Origin of the sequence: Pseudomonas sp. L5B5, assembly GCF_020520285.1 — a bacterium.
GTDB lineage: Bacteria > Pseudomonadota > Gammaproteobacteria > Pseudomonadales > Pseudomonadaceae > Aquipseudomonas.
The window spans coordinates 5473201-5487777 of the sequence record NZ_CP084742.1 but is presented as its reverse complement, the minus strand read 5'-3'; the positions used below and the strand labels follow the sequence as shown (position 1 = coordinate 5487777).

At 64.6% G+C, this 14577-nt stretch carries 15 protein-coding genes; 9 read left to right on the top strand and 6 right to left on the bottom strand.

Going from position 1 to position 14577, the window contains the following annotated elements; all coding sequences use genetic code 11:
• Window positions 1–2: 2 nt before the first annotated feature.
• Window positions 3–1151: an MFS transporter gene (locus tag LGQ10_RS25215; RefSeq protein ID WP_226523541.1), complete on the bottom strand. Its 1149-nt coding sequence runs from the start codon at window positions 1149–1151 to the stop codon at window positions 3–5.
• A gap of 101 nt (window positions 1152–1252) precedes the next feature.
• Between LGQ10_RS25215 and gcvA the strand changes: the two genes are divergently transcribed.
• From gcvA to LGQ10_RS25190, 5 genes are all read left to right on the top strand, one after another.
• Window positions 1253–2182 (top strand): transcriptional regulator GcvA, encoded by a 930-nt coding sequence (gcvA, locus tag LGQ10_RS25210; RefSeq protein WP_226523540.1) that lies wholly within the window; start codon window positions 1253–1255, stop codon window positions 2180–2182.
• Window positions 2183–2331: 149 nt separating this feature from the next.
• Window positions 2332–2940, top strand: a complete 609-nt coding sequence (locus LGQ10_RS25205) for a LysE family translocator (RefSeq protein WP_226523539.1) — start codon at window positions 2332–2334, stop codon at window positions 2938–2940.
• 100 nt (window positions 2941–3040) lie between these two features.
• Complete coding sequence (locus LGQ10_RS25200; RefSeq protein WP_226523538.1) at window positions 3041–4969, top strand: alkaline phosphatase D family protein; 1929 nt, start codon at window positions 3041–3043, stop codon at window positions 4967–4969.
• A 38-nt stretch (window positions 4970–5007) separates the two neighbouring features.
• Window positions 5008–5475 carry a hypothetical protein gene (locus LGQ10_RS25195; RefSeq protein WP_226523537.1) on the top strand — a complete coding sequence of 156 codons (468 nt, stop codon included), beginning with the start codon at window positions 5008–5010 and terminating at the stop codon, window positions 5473–5475.
• A 27-nt stretch (window positions 5476–5502) separates the two neighbouring features.
• Complete coding sequence (locus tag LGQ10_RS25190) at window positions 5503–5868, top strand: hypothetical protein (protein WP_058434692.1); 366 nt, start codon at window positions 5503–5505, stop codon at window positions 5866–5868.
• Between the two features lie 406 nt (window positions 5869–6274).
• Here LGQ10_RS25190 and LGQ10_RS25185 read toward each other — a convergent pair whose 3' ends face one another.
• Both LGQ10_RS25185 and LGQ10_RS25180 read right to left on the bottom strand, forming a co-directional pair.
• The gene (locus LGQ10_RS25185; protein ID WP_226523536.1) at window positions 6275–8320 is read right to left on the bottom strand and encodes a c-type cytochrome; all 2046 of its coding nucleotides are present in this window, start codon (window positions 8318–8320) and stop codon (window positions 6275–6277) included.
• 214 nt (window positions 8321–8534) lie between these two features.
• The gene (locus LGQ10_RS25180) at window positions 8535–9200 is read right to left on the bottom strand and encodes an ArsR/SmtB family transcription factor (RefSeq protein ID WP_226523535.1); all 666 of its coding nucleotides are present in this window, start codon (window positions 9198–9200) and stop codon (window positions 8535–8537) included.
• A gap of 109 nt (window positions 9201–9309) precedes the next feature.
• Between LGQ10_RS25180 and LGQ10_RS25175 the strand changes: the two genes are divergently transcribed.
• The 4 genes from LGQ10_RS25175 (at window position 9310) to LGQ10_RS25160 (ending at window position 12465) form a co-directional block, all read left to right on the top strand.
• Window positions 9310–9819 carry a DUF2938 domain-containing protein gene (locus tag LGQ10_RS25175; protein ID WP_058434695.1) on the top strand — a complete coding sequence of 170 codons (510 nt, stop codon included), beginning with the start codon at window positions 9310–9312 and terminating at the stop codon, window positions 9817–9819.
• A gap of 38 nt (window positions 9820–9857) precedes the next feature.
• The gene (locus LGQ10_RS25170; RefSeq protein WP_226523534.1) at window positions 9858–10376 is read left to right on the top strand and encodes a hypothetical protein; all 519 of its coding nucleotides are present in this window, start codon (window positions 9858–9860) and stop codon (window positions 10374–10376) included.
• Window positions 10377–10515: 139 nt separating this feature from the next.
• A complete protein-coding gene (locus LGQ10_RS25165; protein WP_226523533.1) occupies window positions 10516–11097 on the top strand; it encodes a DedA family protein in 582 nt (193 codons plus the stop codon).
• A gap of 120 nt (window positions 11098–11217) precedes the next feature.
• Window positions 11218–12465, top strand: a complete 1248-nt coding sequence (locus LGQ10_RS25160) for an aspartate aminotransferase family protein (RefSeq protein WP_058435430.1) — start codon at window positions 11218–11220, stop codon at window positions 12463–12465.
• A 24-nt stretch (window positions 12466–12489) separates the two neighbouring features.
• Here LGQ10_RS25160 and LGQ10_RS25155 read toward each other — a convergent pair whose 3' ends face one another.
• The 3 genes from LGQ10_RS25155 to LGQ10_RS25145 form a co-directional block, all read right to left on the bottom strand.
• Window positions 12490–13074, bottom strand: coding sequence for a hypothetical protein (locus LGQ10_RS25155; RefSeq protein WP_058435429.1), 585 nt, complete (start codon window positions 13072–13074; stop codon window positions 12490–12492).
• A gap of 4 nt (window positions 13075–13078) precedes the next feature.
• Window positions 13079–13522 (bottom strand): DUF3592 domain-containing protein, encoded by a 444-nt coding sequence (locus LGQ10_RS25150; RefSeq protein ID WP_058435428.1) that lies wholly within the window; start codon window positions 13520–13522, stop codon window positions 13079–13081.
• Window positions 13523–13639: 117 nt separating this feature from the next.
• On the bottom strand, window positions 13640–14500 hold the full coding sequence (locus tag LGQ10_RS25145; RefSeq protein WP_226523532.1) for an amidohydrolase family protein: 861 nt from the start codon (window positions 14498–14500) through the stop codon (window positions 13640–13642).
• Between the last annotated feature and the right edge of the window lie 77 nt (window positions 14501–14577).

The window sequence follows — 14577 nt, the reverse complement described above, 5'->3', positions numbered from 1 at the left end:
CCCTACTCAGCCGATGGAGGCGGCGAGGGAGCTCTGCCAGCCTCCCGACATGCCAGCGCACTCAGCGCCAGGCACCCTGCCGCCACCGAATACACCCACACCGTGGAGGCCACCGGCAGCAGCAAGCCGGCGATCAGCGGCCCGGTGCCGGCACCGATATCCCGCCATACCGCATTGGCCGCCAGTGCCCGTACTCGTGCCGCTCCCGGCTGCCGTTGAGCGACCACCGTCACTACCAGCGGCAATTGCAGGGCCCGCAGTATCAATACCAGGGCGCCCCCGACGATCAGCCAGTGGCAACCGAATCCCACCAGGGCCACACAGGTCAGCAGCGAGAAGACGATCAGCATCCGTGTCGCCCCCCAGCGTTGCGCAGCGATGCCACCCAAGGGACTGAGGAGCATTTCCGAGACGTAGCGCAAGGCCAGCAACACACCGGCCACCAACAGGGCGTTGCCGGCCATCAATTGCTCGGCCTGGAGCGACAAGCCAATGATGAACAGCCCATCCAGCACCAGGCCTTCGATGAAGGACCACAGCGCCACGCTGTCGGGCCACTGGAGGCGCCGACCGGAATGGGCCAGCAGGTGAGGCCTGCCGGGCAGACCAAAGGCCAGCAGCATCGCGACTAACGAGGTCAGGGCCATCAGCACGAAGATCAGCCGTGGACCATATTCGACGCTGACCAGGGCACCAATGGGCAGGGCCAGCATCGGCCCGGTGGCGATCAGCGCACGCGAGCGCCCGGTACGTCGCGCAGCCCCAGTGGGCTCGGCAGTGGCCGTGACCTGGGTCGAGAGATTGAGGGCGGCATAGCTCAGGCCCCACCCCAGGCGCAGCAACAACAGCCACCAGAAGCCCGACAGCGTGGCGTAGCCCAGGGCGCACAACGCGGCTGTGGTGGCGGCCAGCACGCACACCGGACGGTCGCCGTGCCGGGCGTAAAAGCGCATCACCTGGCTATAACCGAAGATCCGCACCAGGCGGTTCGCCGCCAGCAGCAGTCCGGCCTCGGCCAGCGTCACGCCGAAGGTTTCGTGCTGCATGGGCAGCAGCAGGTAGAGCAGGACGTCACCGGGCAGGCACAAGCCGAGGATGGTGGCGCAACGGGCGGAGTCTCGATCGGTGCGGCGAAGGGTACTATCTGGCATGTCAGGCAAACCGGCAGAAGCTGTACGACAAGCAGCGTGCCGTCCGTGGCACTCGCTGACAAACGCTTTATTTGCGCTGCATAGGTGACTAAATTAGACACATGATCAGCGACCTGCCCCCCCTGAATGCGGTCCGCGCCTTCGCCGCGGCCGCCCGCCACGAGAGCTTCAGCCGCGCCGCGGACGAGTTGCACGTGAGCCACAGCGCCATCAGCCGGCATATCAAATTGCTGGAGGAACACCTGGGCGTGCTGCTGTTCGAGCGCCGCATCCGCCAGTCGCTCCTCACCCCGGCCGGACAGACTTTCTATGAGCAGGTCAGCGTGGCCCTGACCCAGATCGCCCAGGCCGCCACCGCCCTGCGCCAGGGTGCAGCACTGCGCAAGGTGACCGTCAATGTGCGGCCGTCCTTCGCCGTGCGCTGGCTGATTCCGCGCCTGCCACAGTTCATGGCGCAGTTCCCGCAGATCCACCCGGAAGTGGTGACCAGTACCCTGGCCCCCGATCCGGCTCGGGAAACCTTCGACCTGGTGATCCGCCGCGGGCGCTCGGGCTGGGCGGCGACGCTGCAACCGCAACGCTTGCTGGATGATGAGATCCTGGTGGTGGCCGCCCCCTCGCTCTTGCAGGACACTCCCTTGCACAGCCCCAAGGACCTGACACGGCACACCCTGCTGGTCAGCCGCACCCGGCTCGGCGACTGGTCGAAATGGCTGGAGCACTGCCGGCTCAAGCCGCTGCGCAACCCGCCGACCCTGCATTTGGACCATATGCACTTCGTGCTCCAGGCCTGCGTCGACGGTTTGGGCTTGGCCTTGTGTCCGGCCTCGCTGCTAGCCAAGGACCTGGTCAACGGCCGGCTGGTCTGCCCATTGCCGGAGTTGCGCCAGCCCCTGCCCCACTATTACTACGCCCTGGCCGACGACACCGCACCCGAGGCCCAGCTGTTCATCGACTGGATGCAAGCCCAGATCCAGCACGAGGCGGCCCACAACCTGGCCCAGGTGCCAGCGCGCCACGGCGACCAGTGAACCTGCCCTGCAAATCGCCCATGTGTCTGATTCCGGCACAGCAGCGGTGCAATTAAAGCGTGTGTCAGCACTTGACTGCACGCTCACCCTGCATAGCGCCGCCGGCCATTGCCACGGCGCTCTTCCATCGTCCAAACCCGGAGTGCCCCATGGCGAGCTACGGACTGTTCCTTCTGCTGGCTACCCTGACTATCCTCAGCCCCGGGCCCGGGGTGGTGCTGACCCTGTCCAACGCCCTGCGCCATGGCTGGACGGGCGCCTTGCCGGGCATCCTTGGCATTGCCCTGGGCGCCTTCGTGGTGGCCGGGCTCTGCGCCAGCAGCCTGGGCCTGGTGCTGGCCGCCTCGGCCACCGCGTTCACCCTGCTCAAGTACCTCGGCGCCCTGTACTTGCTGTACCTGGGCATCAAGATGTGGCGCACCCAGCGCTTCATTGCGCAACTCCAGGCCAGCGCCTCGCGCCCCTGGCGGCGCTTCGTCGAGGCGCTGTCGATCCAGTTGCTCAACCCCAAGGCCGGGTTCTTCTTCCTCGCGGTGTTCCCACAGTTCATCCAGTCCGAGGGCAGCTATCTGCGCCAGTTCCTGTTGCTGGTGACCAGCTACAGCCTGCTGGTGGTGGCGGTGCACAGCGCCTATGCCGGGCTGGCCAACGGTGCCCGGGGCTGGCTGTCCAGCCGGCGCGGGGCACGGATCGCCGGCAAGCTGTCGGGGATCACCTTCTTGGGCTTCGGGGTGATGATGGCCACGGCCAGTAAATAACTGGATACAAATGCCCCGGGAGGGCGCCGATAGACAACGTTTCTGTGACATTGGCTACGCTACCATGGCGCCCTTTTTTGGCTCCAGAGCACCTTCGCGCATGCCCCTGACCACCCCTCTCGACACCCTGCCTCCCGTACTCGCCGGCCCGCTGTTGCGCCGCCTGGAACCGGGCCGGCTGGTGTTGTGGCTGGTGGGCTCGCGGCCTCTATCGCTGATCCTGCAACTGCAGGCCGAAGGCGCAGCCGTGCAGGAACTGCCCCTGGATGAGCGCCAGTGCCAGGTCATCGCCGTGGGCCGCGAAGCCTATATCCACCTGATCGACGTGAGCCTGGATGCGGCCCTGCCCGAGGATGTGCCGATCGCCTATGACCTGCTGCTCAGCGACGCGCCGCACGGCCTCCAGGGCATGGCCGACTGGGCGCCCCACTTGCTGTATGGCGATGCCCGGCGGGCCGAGTTCGTGCTCCACAGCCGTATCGAAAACCTGCTCCACGGCTCCTGCCGCAAGCCTCATCACCCGGCTCCCGATGGCCTGCTGTGTGCCGACCGCCTGCTGGCGCAAAGACCCGCGGCCAAGGAGCGGCCAGCGCTGCTGCTGATGAGCGGAGACCAGGTCTACGCCGACGATGTGGCTGGTCCCATGCTGCGGGCCATTCATGCGCTGATCGAGCGCCTGGGCCTGTTCGACGAGCATCTGGACGGCGCCGTGGTGGACGACAGCCAGGCGCTCTACCGCCATGGCGCCAGCTACTACCGGCGGGCCGAACTGCTGCCGGCGCTCAAGAGCAACGAGACCCTGCGCGAACGGTTTTTCGGCGGGGTGAAAAAGCCGATCTTCACCAGCAGCAGTGCCGACAACCACCTGGTGACCTTTGCCGAGGTGCTGGCCATGTACCTGCTGGTCTGGTCGCCGGTGCCCTGGTCCCTGATCGCGCCCCAGGTGCCGCAACTGAGCCCGGAACACCAGGCGCGCTATGCCAGGGAACAACGGCATATCGAGGCCTTCGTTGCCGGCCTGGGTGGCGCGGCCCGGGTCTTCGCCCACCTGTCATGCCTGATGATCTTCGACGACCACGACATCACCGACGACTGGAACCTCAGCGCCCAATGGGAAGAAACTGCCTACGGCCACCCCTTCTCCAAACGCATTATCGGCAATGCCCTGCTGGCCTACCTGCTGTGCCAGGGCTGGGGCAACAACCCCGATGCCTTTGGGGCACTGCTGGAACAGACACTGGCCTTGAGCACCACGGCATACGGCAGCCAGGGGCAACTGGAGCCGCAGTTGCACGATCAGTTGATCGAGCAGTTGCTGCACTTTGAACAGTGGCAATACGTATTGCCCAGCACCCCGCCCCTGGTGGTGCTGGACACTCGCACCCGGCGCTGGCGCAGCGAGTTCAGCCTGGGCCAGCCCTCGGGCCTGCTGGACTGGGAAGCCTTGAGCGAACTGCAGCACGAACTGCTGGACCACCCCTCGGCGATCATCGTCTCGCCGGCACCGATCTTCGGCGTCAAGCTGATCGAGACCGTGCAGAAGGTCTTCAGCTGGTGCGGCTACCCACTGCTGGTGGACGCCGAAAACTGGATGGCTCATCGCGGATCGGCCCAGGTGATCCTCAATATCTTTCGTCATTCGCGTACCCCGGGCAGCTACGTGATCCTCTCCGGCGACGTGCACTATTCCTTCGTCTACGAAGTGCTGATCCGCCATCGAAGGGGCGGCCCGCGGATCTGGCAGATCACCAGCAGCGGCATCAAGAACGAGTTTCCCGCAGCCTTGCTGGAATGGTTCGACCGCCTGAACCGCTGGCTCTACTCGCCACGCTCGCCCTTGAACTGGTTCACCAAGCGCCGGCGCATGAAGGTGATTCCCCATGTTCCCGAGCATGCCCAGGCTGGCGAGCGGCTGTGGAACTCTTCCGGGCTGGGCCAGGTGTTCTTCGATGGGCAGGGCCAGCCCGTGGCGATCTACCAGCACAATGCCAATGGCCACGAGCCGACACGGATGATCGCGCCAGGATAGAATCCCCCCTTCGCCTGCCACTCGGAAGGACCCGCCCGATGGAAAAGCAACCGCTGTATCGCAAGGTCAACACCCGGACCCACGGCGTGTCTCACAAGGTCCACCCGCCCTATGCCCGGCAACGCCACAGCAAGGCCCTGGCCGCCAAGGAACAGCAGCGTGGCAGCATGCACTCCGGACTGCGCCTGGGGCTGGACTACACACCGTTGTTCCGCTTCCTGCTCAGCCGGGTAGGCGAGCCGTGGGATGCGGTGTTCAGCGAAGCCAAGAGCCGCCTGGACCGCGAGGAACCGGTGTTCTGGCTGGTGGCCCTGCATGAGCATGAACGCACGGACTACGTGCGGATCGGCCACTTCAGCTTCTTCAGCGGCTTGTACGTCGATGCCGAAGGACGGCTGCAAATGGTCGACCCGCAATTGCGGGCAGCGAACATGAGCCCCGACTGCCCCTGCTGCACCCACACCCTGAATGGGGTGCCCTTCGGTCAACCCTATTGCCGCCCTTGATCACGCCCCAGACGAGTCTGCCCAAGCATGCCTAGCAGCCCCATCACCCAGGAACAGCTAAACGAGATCCGCTATGTACTGTCGGACGCTTTCGTCGACAACGAGGTGGACTACGCCTATATCGCCCAGCAGACCCAGGCCTACGATCGAGCCGAAATAGAGCGCATCCTCTACTGTGAAGTGGCGCCGGTGTGCTACATCAACCTGATGGCGGTGGTTCCGGAAATCTGGATAGGTTTCGAGCGCCATTCGCTGCTGGCGGACATCGAAGAGAGCCTGCAGCGGCGGCGCGACAGCCGCTGGCAGGCCTTTCTCGATCATCTGTATATCCGCTGGATCCGCTACAGCGGTGGCTATATCTGGAAGGAAATCTGCCTGCATTACCCAACCTGAAAGCCCTACCTGGGATCTCTTATCCGGGCATCTGGGCTGCAACAGAAGCGGCTTGACCATCAGGCCCGAGCCCGGCTTGGGCCAGTCGATGCAATCGCTGTACGGCACGCCACGGACCATGCCCTGGGACACGATACGAATCAGCGTCCTGTCACCGCGCGATAGCTGACGGTGCTGGCCTTGAGGGTCGAGACGAAGGTGCAACCGCCCAGCCCCAAGGTCAGGCCGAGCAGCAACACCGTGGGAAACCGCATGGTTCGTCCTTGAAGAAAACGGCAACCGGCGGCTGCCAAAGAACGGCGATCTTGCTTCGGCGTCATCGCACGACGACAGGTTTTTTCTGGGGTTCGGGCAATCTGCTCACAATCGGCCATGGCGGCTAGCGAGGTAGCCGCCATGGTTGCAGTCAGTAGCGAGCGTCTACCGGACGGCCACCGTTGGGCCAGTCCTTGACCTTGTCCGGGAAGTCCGGACGCGGTTGATGGGAGAAGTACTCGGCCACATCCAGCGCTTCCTGGTCCGAGAGACCGCCCTGGCCTAGCGGGAACTTCTCATGGAAGCCGATGGGCATGTTGCGCTTGACGAAGGCCGCAGCGGTGTAGGTACGGGCCATGCCGGCGCCGATGTTGAACGACTCATCGCCCCACAGCGGCGGGAAGATCAGGCTGCCGTCGGCACGCTTCAGGCCTTCGCCATCAGCGCCATGGCACACCGCGCATTGCTTGGCGTACACCTGCTTGCCGTTCTCGGCGTTGGGCTTGAGGGCCGGATCGATCTTGCCCACGCCACGCCCGGCCACCTTGTCTTCGGGGCGGGTGTTCATCTTCATCCACTCGAAGTAGGCCACCATGGCTTGCATGTCCGGACCCGCCACCGGCAACGGCTTGCCGTGCATGGAGCGGCGGAAGCAACCGTTGATGCGTTCCTCCAGGGTGATGGTCTTGCCGGCCCGTGGCGCATAGCCGGGGAAGAAGGCCGAGACACCGACGAAGGGCGAGCCATCGGCCACGGTGCCGGCATTGAGATGGCAACTGGTGCAATTCAGCGAATTGCCGACGTTGTCCGGCAGCAGGGCCTTGGTCTCCAGGTGCAAGCGCATGCCGCGTACCACTTGCTCGGCGTTTGGCGCCGCCAGCAGGTTGGCCAGGCGCGGGGTTTCGAACAGCGTGCTTTCCACCTGCGGGCTCAACTGGGCACGCATCTTCTTGACCTGGTTGGCGTCGATGGCCGAACCGTTGTTGCCCCAACTGCTGCGAACGAAGGTCAGGATCTCGGCGATTTCCTCATCGGCCAGCTGGGCGAAGCCCGGCATGGTGTACACCCGTGGATGAGCCGCGGTCTGGGCGGTCTTCCAGCCGGTCAGGGTGATGTGCAGCAAGGAGGTCGGGTTGCTCGACGCCACGCTGGGGTTGCCCGCCAGGGACGGGAACATCTGCGGTACGCCGGCGCCATCCTGGCGATGGCAGTCGGAGCAGAACTGTGCATAACCCAGGCCGCCACGGGAGGTGAACAGGTTGCTCGGCGGTGCTGCCGGGGCCAGGACCTCGGACGGCATCGGCAGGTCATCCTTGCCTGCCGGCAACGACTTGAGATAGGCCGCGATGGCAGTCAGGTCGGCCTCGGTGAAGTGCTGGGTGCTGTGGTGGATCACGTCAGCCATGTTGCCCGAGACCGTGGCGAAGCGGTTCTGCCCGGTCTTGAGCAGTTGCACGGTGTCTTCCACAGTCCACAGGTTGCGCAGACTCAGGGCCCGCCACTCCTCCACCGTTTCCCCGGCCAGGTAGTGCTGGCCACCGGATTCGGTGTCGCTCATGGCCTTCTCCTGGAAGGCGATGCCCCGTGGGGTGTGGCAAGAGCCACAGTGGCCCAGGCCCTGGACCAGGTAAGCGCCACGGTTGAGTTGTTCATCGCGCTGGGGATCGGGCTGGAAGGGCTGCTTGTCGACGAAAGCGAAGTTCCAGAACCACAGGCCCCAGCGCTGGTTGAACGGGAAGCCCATGTCGGCCTCCAGGTTGCCCTGGGCTACCGGCTCCACGCCATTGATCAGATAGGCATAGAGGGCACGCATGTCCTCTTCGGTCATCTTGGCGTAGGACGGATACGGCATGGCCGGGTACAGATGGCTGCCATTGGGCGTCACGCCTTCGCGCATGGCACGATCGAACTGCTCAAAGCTGTAGTTGCCGATGCCGGTGTTCTTGTCCGGGGTGATGTTGCTGGAGTAGATGGTGCCCATGGGCGTCTTCAATTCCAGGCCACCGGCCATGACGGCACCGCCGCGGGCGGTGTGGCAGGCGATGCAATCGCCAAGCTGGGCAACATACAGGCCGCGCTGGATCAGCTCGGCATCGGGGGTGGGGGGAGCGGCCGGAGCTGGCTCGCTAGCGTGGGCAGAATGTACGCAGAGCAACGCAGCGCCCAGGAGGCACAAGCGTGACAGAGAAAAAGCCATCAGGTTATTCCTTTAAACCTGCCTGGGGTGGTCCCCTCGGCCGGTATCCACAAAGGTTTTTATTGGTTATCTCGGGCACTTACGGTGCAGGCCCGGGGCTCGATACCTTGTGGGTCCGAGCCTGATTCCCTTTTATCGGATTTCTCTGAAAACCCTGTTGATGTGGATCATGCCCCTGTAGGCAATGGCCTATACGGCCCCTTGTGCGACGCTTTCACTGGCTACTTTCCACGCCCAATCCGGCGGCTTGCCAGTCGGTGAAGCCATCGTCCAGGCGCCGCACCTTGAAACCCTTGGCCCGTAACAGGGCCGCGGCATTGTGCGAGAGCACGCAATAGGGGCCGCGACAGTAGGCTACCAACTCCTGCGCCACCGGCAGCTCCGCCAGGCGCTGCTCCAGCTCCTCCACCGGAATATTCACCGCCCCCGGCAGGTGCCCCTGGGCGAACTCCTCCGGCGAACGCACATCCAGCAGGGTCATGCCGCCCTCCTGCAAGCGCTGGCGCAGCTCATCCCGGGAGATGCCCTCCAGCCGGGCCGGCTGCTGAACGCTGTCGCTGAGCAGTTCGCGGATCTGCCCATGGTTGTAGTCGACATACTGGCGCAGGGCCTCGAGCAAACCGGCCACCGGCCCCTGGGCGAGGCTGTAGAGCACGCGCTTGCCGTCACGCCGGGTCTGCACGACCCCCCCGCGACGCAACTGTTGCAGATGCTGGGAAGTGTTGGCCACCGAGAGGCCCGAGGCCTCCACCAGACGCTCCACCGGTTGCTCGCCACGCGCGATGTGCTCCAGCAGGATCAGGCGATGATGGTGCCCCAGGATGCGCGCCAGCTCAGCCATGTCTGCCAGTGGCTGCTGGGGAGAAAACGAATCGGTCATTGACAGTTCCTGCTGCTTTATTGATCATTCAATCATTAAATTGAATGAAATCTTAACACGGTCAGACCGGGCACTGCGCGGCCAGGCTACCGTACCTCGAGGAGTCGTTATGCATGCACTCATGGCGTTGATCTTACCGGCACTGGCGATCGGTGTCGGCGCAACCGTGATCCTGGATCTCTGGAACCTGTTCCTGGCTCGTGCCCTGAACATGCCCAGCCCCAATTGGGGCATGGTCGGGCGCTGGGTCGGCCACTTTCCCAAGGGACGGTTCGTGCACCAGAACATCGCCAAGGCGACGCCAATAGCCGGCGAACAGGCGCTGGGCTGGCTGGCTCACTATCTGGTCGGGATCGCTTTCGCGGTACTGTTGCTGCTGACCCAGGGCCCGCAATGGCCGTTGCAGCCAACCCTGGCCCCGGCGCTGATCGTCGGCGTACTGACGGTGGCCGCCCCGTTCTTCCTGCTGCAGCCGTGCATGGGCGCGGGAGTCGCGGCCAGCAAGACGCCCAAACCGAACGTCGCTCGGCTGCGCAGCCTGATCGGCCACTCGGTGTTCGGCCTGGGCTTGTACGGTGCTGCCATGGCCTGGGCCTGGATTCTCGGACAAACTGCCTGACCACTTCCGATCACCAGCGTGCAGGAACCGCACCAGCGATGAAACCCGCCATCTGCGATCTATGCCTCAACGACTTTCGCTCGGAGATGTTCCATGCCGCCAGCGGCGGCGACTTGGTGCGCTTTGCCGACTACAGCCCCCTGGACGCCGGCTGCGCGGGCCATCCTCATGGTTATGAGTGGTTTTGCGCTGAACACCTGGCCAGCGCCCAGGCACTTGCCTCGCTGAACTACGCCGATGCCATGGCCAGGCTGTTCCGGCAATTTGGGCCATTCCCGGAATATCCGGCACTGGCCCATAGCGATCCGGCCCTGTGGGTCCTCCAGGTCGGCCCGAATCCCACCCGGGTGTTCTGCATCATCCGCCAGGCCATGGCCCTCAGTCCCCGGCAGGCCAAGATGCTGATGGCCACTGCTCCCTTCAAGGTCATGCAGGCCTGGCCCCAGGCATTCAGAACCTGGCAGCAGGCCCTGGAACAAGCGGGGGCCAGCGTCGAGACACGCTACCCTTCGTCAAGATCCGCCCTGGTTGAAAGCACAGCCCCGCCGCGTCGCTGAAGCACCTACCCACGCCTCCTTGAACGCAGCGGTTGCCAGCAGCGAATGTTCCAGGCACTTGTGCCGGCCAATGGAATCAGAGTCCTGTGTAGCATCGCTACCGACCACCGGCTCCATCTGCCCATGGAAGACCCTGCCCATGCTCGAACACCTGGACCTCAACGCCCTGATCGCCACCTACGGCTACTGGGTGATCTTCATCGGTTGCCTGCTGGAGGGCGAGACCGTACTGATCCTCGGCGGCATGGCAGCGCACCAGGGCAACCTGCAGTGGCCCCAGGTGATCGGCTTGGCGGCCCTGGGCGGCATTCTCGGCGACCAGTTGCTGTTCTGGACAGGACGCTACTCCGGTGCCCGCATCTTGCCCAAACTGAAGCGGCACCAGGCGGCCATCGAACGAGCCAATGGCCTGATCAAGCGTTATCCGCTGACCTCGGTATTCGCCGTGCGCTTTCTCTACGGCATGCGCCTGGTAGGCCCGATGGTGATCGGTGCCAGCGGCCTGGCCGCCTGGCGCTTCGCCCTGCTCAACGTCATCGGTGCGGCGGTGTGGGCCGTGTTGTTCGTCAGCGCCGGATACTGGGCCGGCGAGGCCTTGCAGCATTTTCTTGGCGACCTCAAGCCCTATCGCCTGCCGATCTTTCTCGGCGTCGTGGCCCTGCTGGCCCTCGCAGCCCTGGTGCGACACCTGCGCAATCGACGCAAGGCGCACAGGTCCTGAGCAGGAGGCAAAGGCCACATCGGGAATTTTCATACTGACCCGGCGACTTTATTTCGTTTGTCCCGGGCGGCCGCGGCCGGCTTAGATAACGGCTCGTTTCCGGCATGCAGAGCCCGCCCCATGAGCCACGAGAACATCAGCCGTTCGATCGCCACCGTCCACCCGATCCAGCTCAGCCACGGGCGCAATGCCGAGGTCTGGGACACCGAAGGCAAGCGCTACATCGACTTCGTCGGCGGTATCGGCGTGCTCAACCTCGGGCACTGCCATCCGCGCATCGTCGCCGCCATCCAGGCACAAGCCAGCCGCCTCACCCACTACGCCTTCAACGCCGCCCCCCACACGCCCTACCTTGAATTCATGGAACGCCTGGCCAGCTTCATCCCGGTCAGCTATCCGGTCAGCGGCATGCTCACCAACAGTGGCGCCGAAGCCGCCGAGAACGCCTTGAAGATCGTCCGTGCCGCCACTGGGCGTACAGCGGTGATCGCCTTCGATGGCGGCTTCCATGGCCGCACCCTGGCCACCCTCAACCTCAATGGCAAGGTGGCCCCCTACAAGCAGAAGGTCGGCGTGCTGCCAGGCCCGGTGTATCACCTGCCCTACCCCAGCGCCGACAACGGCGTCAGTGCCGAAGAAGCCTTGAAGGCCCTGCAGCGGTTGTTCAGCGTGGAGATCGATGTCGGGGAAGTGGCTTGTTTCATCCTCGAACCGGTGCAGGGTGAAGCCGGCTTCCTGGCCCTGGACCCGGGCTTCGCCCAAGCCCTGCGACGCCTGTGCGACGAGCAACGGATCCTGCTGGTCGCCGACGAAATCCAGTCCGGCTTCGGCCGCACCGGCCAACGGTTCGCCTTTTCCCGGCTGGGTATCGAGCCGGACCTGATCCTGCTGGGCAAGAGCATTGGCGGCGGGCTGCCACTGGGCGCGGTGGTGGGACGCAAGGACCTGCTGGACAGCCTGCCCAGGGGCGGCCTGGGCGGCACCTATTCCGGCAATCCGATCGCCTGCGCGGCAGCCCTGGCGACCCTGGACGAAATGACCGACGAGCACCTGCAAACCTGGGGTGAATGCCAGGAACGGGCAATAGTCGAGCGGTATGAATCCTGGAAAGCCAACGGCGTGTGCCGCTATCTGGGACGCTTGACCGGGGTGGGCGCCATGCGCGGGATCGAGTTGCAGAACGAACGGGGCGAACCCGGTTCGGAGCAACTCAACGCCCTGCTGGCCAAGGCCCGGGACGCCGGCCTGCTGCTGATGCCCAGTGGCAAGTCACGGCACATCGTGCGCCTGCTGGCGCCCTTGACCACGGAGCCGGAGATATTCGAAGAGGGGCTGGATATTCTCCAGCAGTGCCTGGCGCACCTGTGAATCCAGGTACGCCGGCAGGCAGGGCTAGAACAGGTAGCCCATGTAGATCGCTGCACCACCGCCGGCTTGCAGGCCGGCATTCATGCCTGCCATGACCACCGCGCCCTTGGCCGACTGCAACAGTTGTCGGTTGATGGTGGTGGCGGCGAAGACCGAGGCGGCGGTGCTGTTCACCGCCACGGCCAGCGCCAGCAGCTTGGGGTCCAGGCCGAACAGCAAGGCCGTGGCCGAGCCGCCCACCCCAAGACCGGCACCCACTTCGGTGTACAGGCAAGGGCCAGTGATGTCGTCGCTGGTCAGGTCACGGCTGGCCAGGGCATCGCAGACGAACACCTTGCCAGTGCTGGGGAAGGCTTCGGCCGCACCGGCACCGCCGACGGTCTTGCCCTTGATCCGGATATTGACCTTGCCGAAGCGCGGCAGGCGCGCGCCGAACCCTACGCCCACGCCGAGGCCGCCGTAGTGATACTGGACCTCCTTACCCTGTGGCGAACGCAGCACCAGCGAAGCGCCACTGCCGGCCAGCAGGGCTACGGTCAGGCCACCGCCACTGGCGGTCTGGTACTGCCAGCGGCTTTCATTGACCGGGATCGGGATGTCGTAACTCATGGGTTCAAAGTCCTTTTAATGGATGGGCGGCGCGGCGCCCGCGCTGACTGCTGATGCCTACCAGGCCGGCGATGACGAACACCAGACCGATCACTCCCAGGACACCGGGGGTGGCCCAGAGAGCCGCCGGGTCGTCGATGACCGCACTGTTGGCCGGTCGCTCCGGCTGGTAGTAGACGCGGACCGGTTGGTCCTTCTGATAACCGAAGATAAAGCCGCCCTGGGGATAGGAGATTCTCTCCCCGCTGGCGGTATTGAAGGCAATTTCGGGGTGCGAACCACCGGCATTCAGGTCGCTGACAATGCCGTCGGCGGTCTGGGCGCCAGCGATGAATTCGCGGCGCTCGAGGGCCAGGTTGCCGGCGATGACCAGCAGGCCGATGCCGATCAGGGCGAAGAGCAGGCCCTGGATGATCTTGCCGAAGCGTGACGGGGTGGAGTTAGCCATGGGCTGTCTCGATATTCGTCCGTGAATGGGGGTGGCCAAGATAGCAAGAAACCCCCAGCTAAAAAAACCGTTGTGGCGGTGCAGGCACCACACGACATCGGCGTTCAGGCGCCCGGATCACGATTGCGGATGCCTGCTGCACGGCACCTGTAGACCGAAAACCCGACGGGCATTGCCCTGGAGGAATTTGTCCGCAATTGCCGGTGGAAGTTCCAGCGCCTGGACCTGCTCCAGGCATTTTTTCAGCGACAGCTGGGGGAAGTTGCTGCCGAACAGCACCTTGTCCTGGCCGTAGGTGCGGATGAACTGCAGCAGTTGCGGCGGATAGTAGGCCGGCAGGTAGGCCGAGGTATCGATATGGACGTTGTCGTGCTTCCAGGCCAGGCCAATCATTTCGTCGGTCCAGGGATGGCCGATATGCCCGCCGACAATGACCAGTTCGGGAAAATCCAGGGCCACCTCGTCCAGGTAAGGCACCGGACGCCCGGTCTCCGAGGGCATCAGCGGCCCGGTATGGCCAACCTGGGTGCAGAAGGGAATTCCCAGCTCGATGCATTTGGCATACAGCGGGTAATACAGGCGGTGGTTGGGAGGCAGCTTCCACAGCCAGGGCACGATGCGCAGTGCCTTGAAGCCCAGCTCGCCCACGGCCCGTTCAAGTGTGGCCAGCGCTGCCATGGGCCGGCTCAGGTCGACCGTGGCCACCCCCACGAAGCGCTCGGGAAAGGCCCGGGTATAGGCCGCGACCTCATCGTTGCTGAACACCCAGCCCTCGGGCCGGCACCAGGCCGACAGCATGAGTTTCTCCACTCCGGCCTGGTCCATCAGTTCCACGGTCTGCTCGATGCTCACCGGCTGGTCGAGCAAGTGCGCCGAGCCGGATTTCTCGAACAGCCGGGCGACTTCCGGCAACAGCGCCCGCGCGCGACCATTGGCCGGCTGCGCCCAGGCATCGATGGCTCCCAGTTTCAAGGTCATGCTTGTATCCTCCAGGCTGCTCAAGATCGAACCGACACGCTACGCCCGGGTTCTGGTGGCAACAATGTCCACAGTGC

Excerpts from the sequence above, each read along its gene's own strand:
- LGQ10_RS25145 (WP_226523532.1), bottom strand. The coding sequence starts at position 14,500 with ATGACCTTGAAACTGGGAGCCATCGATGCCTGGGCGCAGCCGGCCAAT.
- LGQ10_RS25205 (WP_226523539.1), top strand. The coding sequence starts at position 2,332 with ATGGCGAGCTACGGACTGTTCCTTCTGCTGGCTACCCTGACTATCCTC.
- LGQ10_RS25215 (WP_226523541.1), bottom strand. The coding sequence starts at position 1,151 with ATGCCAGATAGTACCCTTCGCCGCACCGATCGAGACTCCGCCCGTTGC.
- LGQ10_RS25175 (WP_058434695.1), top strand. The coding sequence starts at position 9,310 with ATGCATGCACTCATGGCGTTGATCTTACCGGCACTGGCGATCGGTGTC.
- LGQ10_RS25150 (WP_058435428.1), bottom strand. The coding sequence starts at position 13,522 with ATGGCTAACTCCACCCCGTCACGCTTCGGCAAGATCATCCAGGGCCTG.
- gcvA (WP_226523540.1), top strand. The coding sequence starts at position 1,253 with ATGATCAGCGACCTGCCCCCCCTGAATGCGGTCCGCGCCTTCGCCGCG.
- LGQ10_RS25180 (WP_226523535.1), bottom strand. The coding sequence starts at position 9,200 with ATGACCGATTCGTTTTCTCCCCAGCAGCCACTGGCAGACATGGCTGAG.
- LGQ10_RS25165 (WP_226523533.1), top strand. The coding sequence starts at position 10,516 with ATGCTCGAACACCTGGACCTCAACGCCCTGATCGCCACCTACGGCTAC.
- LGQ10_RS25195 (WP_226523537.1), top strand. The coding sequence starts at position 5,008 with ATGGAAAAGCAACCGCTGTATCGCAAGGTCAACACCCGGACCCACGGC.
- LGQ10_RS25190 (WP_058434692.1), top strand. The coding sequence starts at position 5,503 with ATGCCTAGCAGCCCCATCACCCAGGAACAGCTAAACGAGATCCGCTAT.
- LGQ10_RS25200 (WP_226523538.1), top strand. The coding sequence starts at position 3,041 with ATGCCCCTGACCACCCCTCTCGACACCCTGCCTCCCGTACTCGCCGGC.
- LGQ10_RS25170 (WP_226523534.1), top strand. The coding sequence starts at position 9,858 with ATGAAACCCGCCATCTGCGATCTATGCCTCAACGACTTTCGCTCGGAG.
- LGQ10_RS25185 (WP_226523536.1), bottom strand. The coding sequence starts at position 8,320 with ATGGCTTTTTCTCTGTCACGCTTGTGCCTCCTGGGCGCTGCGTTGCTC.
- LGQ10_RS25160 (WP_058435430.1), top strand. The coding sequence starts at position 11,218 with ATGAGCCACGAGAACATCAGCCGTTCGATCGCCACCGTCCACCCGATC.
- LGQ10_RS25155 (WP_058435429.1), bottom strand. The coding sequence starts at position 13,074 with ATGAGTTACGACATCCCGATCCCGGTCAATGAAAGCCGCTGGCAGTAC.